3 protein-coding genes are annotated in these 3560 nt (G+C 66.2%); all 3 read right to left on the reverse strand.

Annotation, left to right across the window (positions count from 1 at the left end):
• A partial coding sequence (locus ACEN88_RS26860; protein WP_413344580.1) for a glycoside hydrolase family 97 N-terminal domain-containing protein occupies positions 1–309 on the reverse strand: 309 nt, incomplete at its 3' end.
• 1 nt (position 310) lies between these two features.
• Entirely contained in the window at positions 311–1831 is a 1521-nt protein-coding gene (locus ACEN88_RS26865) for an alpha-L-fucosidase (RefSeq protein ID WP_413344582.1), read from the reverse strand.
• 74 nt (positions 1832–1905) lie between these two features.
• On the reverse strand, positions 1906–3560 hold a 1655-nt coding region (locus ACEN88_RS26870), incomplete at its 5' end, for an MGH1-like glycoside hydrolase domain-containing protein (protein WP_413344584.1).

A 3560-nucleotide genomic window follows, 5' to 3' on the forward strand; every position in this document is an offset into this window, starting at 1 on the left:
GCGGTAGCGGTCGCGCGCGCTCGACGCCTTCGTCGCGACGAGCGGAATGGCGCGGTCCGCGCTCGTCCTGGTGACCTTTTCCAGCACCAGCGCGCCGAACTCCGGCTGGCCGTCGAATTCGAGGCCCAGCGGTGAGGCAGCGATCACCGTTTCGCCGCCGCGCGTCACGGCGTAGCTGCCGCCGTCCCGCGCAATCTTGATGACGGCCCGCCCGTTCGGCGACGTCACCGCGACCTGCCCCGAGGAAGCGGCGGACGCGGTACCGCTGAAGGCGGCCAGCACCGCCAGCGTCAACATACGCATGTTCATGTCAGAATCCGATCTTGAAGCTGGAGGCGATCGTGGTCGGCAGGCTGGCCGGCACGTCGATCACGAGGGCGTCGTCCTGCTGCTTCCAGCGCAGCGGCGCGGTGGCGCCCACGAGCGATACCGACCTGACCGGACGCTTGTCCAACCCGGCCTTCGTGCCGAGCGACGCGATGCGCACCTGCCCCTTCGGCTCGCCCAGCGTGATGGCGTACACGGAGCCGCCCTTGGTGGTGAAGCGGATGTCGGCGGCCGTATAGTCCGCGTTTTCCTTGAACGCGCCGCCCTCCGTCTTCGTCGGGCCTTCGCCGAACGTCTTCCACGGCCGCGTGCCGTAGATGGCTTCGCCGTTGACCTGGATCCACGCTGCCATCTCGTCGAGGAATTTACGGGATTCCGGCGGCAGGCTGCCGTCCGGGTACTGCACGACGTTGAGGAGCAGGTTGCCGTTCTTGCTGACGATGTCCGCCAGCATGGTCACGACGTCGCGCGTGGTCTTGTACTTGTAGCCCTCGCTGTAGAACCAGTCGCCCATCGACGTGTCGGTCTGCCACGGCAGCGGCTGGATGCCGTTCATGACGCCCCGCTCGACGTCCTGTACACCGGCCTTGCGCAGGAACTCGCCGGAGCCGATGTCCTTGTGGTTGTACACGGCTTCCAGCTTGCCGTGCGTCTTGATGTTCTCGTTGTAGAAATTCGCGACGAGCGTCCTGCCGGTGTCGCCGAACGGAATGCCGCCGTCGGAGTAGAGCAGGTCCGGCTTGTAGTGCGTCACGAGGTCGGTGATGCGGTTGAACCATTCCTGGTGATACGCCGCGTCCTTCGTGTACCACTTCTGGCCGCCGCCGAACAGCTCGTCATGCTTCGGGTGGTACAGGTCCGCGTACTGCGGATCGGCGCCGTCGTATGGCACGCCAAGCTGCGGGAAGACCTCGTCGTGCCCATGGCTGGTCCCGAACCAGCCGTAGCTCGCGCCCAGGTGCTCGGACACGCCGAAGCGCAGGCCCGCCTTGACGGCCGCCTTCTGCCAGTCGCCGACGATGTCGCGGTGCGGCCCCATCTTGACGGCGTTCCAGCGATGGTACTTCGAATCCCACAGGTCGAAATTGTCGTGGTGGACGCCCATGCTGACGAAATACTTCGCGCCGGCCTTGGCGTACAGCGCCATCAGGGCGTCGGGGTCGAATTTCTCGGCCTTCCACAACGGGATGATGTCCTTGTAGCCGTGCTTGGACGGGTGGCCGTAGTGCTTGAGGTGGTGTTCGTACTGCGGCGTGCCGTAGATGTACATATTGCGCGCGTACCAGTCGCCGGCGCGCGGCACGGCCTGCGGGCCCCAGTGCGACCAGATGCCGAACTTGGCGTCGCGGAACCAGTCCGGGGTTTCGTATTTGTCCAGCGAGGCCGGATCGGCGGCGAACGGGCCGGCGACGTGCGTCAGCTGGACGGCCTTGTCGGCTGCGGATGCCAGCGGACTGGCGAACAGGCCGCACAGGATGAGGGTGGAAAGAAGTGAGCGGCGCAATTCGGTCTCCTTGGTTTTTAATCTATAACGTACTGGCCGGATTATAGATGCACCCAAGGAGTCCCCGCAACAGCTTATTTTTTGCGCGCAACGGTGACCGTCTTCCCTCCTTCCAGCGCCAGCTCGTAGCGCCGCTCGCCGATCCTGCGGATCGTCCCGCCATCGCTGCGGGGTGTGCCCGCACTCGTGAACCGCAGGACGCCCTGCCCCGCCACGCCCGTCACCCGGATCGTCTGCGCGTCCGCGTACACGGCGATGTCGCCGCGCGGCGTCGGCACTTTCCCGTCGATCCATGCCAGGCCGCCCAGGTCCGGCTCGACCACATAGGCGGCGTAACCGGGCTGCGTCGGCTTCACGCCCAGGTAGTATTTGCCGAGCAGGTAGAGCGGACTCGCGCCCCAGGCGTGGCACAGGCTCATGCCGAACGGCTTGCCGTACATCGCGTAGCGCGCGGCGCCCTCGACCTTCGGGTCGTACTGCTCCCAGAAGCAGGTCGCGCCCGCGCGCAGCATGCCGCCCCAGTAGTCCTTGATCTGGTCCGTGACGTAGCGCTGCTGCCCGCTTTCCGCCAGCGCCGCCAGTTCGTAGAAGCGCATGTACGGGGTCGTGATCTTCGGTGCCGAGTCGCTCGTGAGGACGTTGCGGCGCACGGCGGCCGCCTGCGCATCGTCCAGATAGCCGAACATCAGCGCGAACATGTTCGGATGGCGCGTGACGAGCGGGTTGACCTTGCCGTCCTTGCGGGCGTGGATGAACAGCTGGCGTTGCGGGTCCCAGAACGCGGCCATGATCTTCGTCTTCAGCTCCGCGGCGAGCTGGCGGTACGTCGCGGCCTTCGCGTCGTCGTGGGCCAGCGCGGCGCAATCCGCCATCGCTTCCAGGCTCCTGGCGAACAGCAGCTGGATGACGGCCAGCTCGCCATCCTTCGGCATGTCGGCCCAGTCGACGAACACCCAGTCGCCCGGCAGGCCTTCCAGCATGCCGTTCGCGTTGCGGCGCGCGAGGACGAAGTCCATCAGCGTCGTCATGCGCGGGTAGACGCTCTTCACGAAGTCCGCGTCGCCCGTGTACTGGTAGTAGTCGCGGATGCCGATGAACCAGTACAGCGAGTAATCCAGGATCGTGTTGATGTGCATGTCGACGGGATCCGCGCCGCGCAGTGCCCACGTCGTCCGCTTGACCGTGTCGCTGTCGAAGAACGTGTAGTAGTTCATCAGGTACGTTTGCACGGCGTCGCCGGACCACACCCAGTGGTCGCGCTTGACGCCGTCGATGAAGAATTCGCGGGTGTTCAGTTCCAGCGTGCGCTGGGCGACGTCCCAGATCCGGTTCAACTCGTCGTCGGAACTCTTGAACGTGCCGCGGTGCGCGACGGGCAGGTATTCGTACAGGAGCGTCACGTCGTCGGCGCGTATGCCGCCATCGAAGCGGACGTTCACGTAGCGCATCGCGCGCGACGTGGGCGCGATGAAGTCGCCGCGGTGGTCCGCGAGCGTGAAGCGGTCGAGGGTTTCGGCGCCCTGCGCGGACAGCGCTTCCTCTTTCGACTCGCCGTAGTACAGGGTGACCTTGCCGCTGCCCGTCAGGTTCTTCAGCTTGACGAAGCCCGTCGTCTCCTGGCCGAAGTCGACGAGGACGCCGCCGTCCGCGCGCACGACGGCGACGGCCGGGATCTCGCGGGTCGGCAGGCGGTAGCGGGATGGCGGCGTGTCCGGCGCGGTGAGGTTCC

The organism is Massilia sp. CT11-108 (genome assembly GCF_047302915.1).
Lineage (GTDB): Bacteria > Pseudomonadota > Gammaproteobacteria > Burkholderiales > Burkholderiaceae_D > Telluria > Telluria orientalis.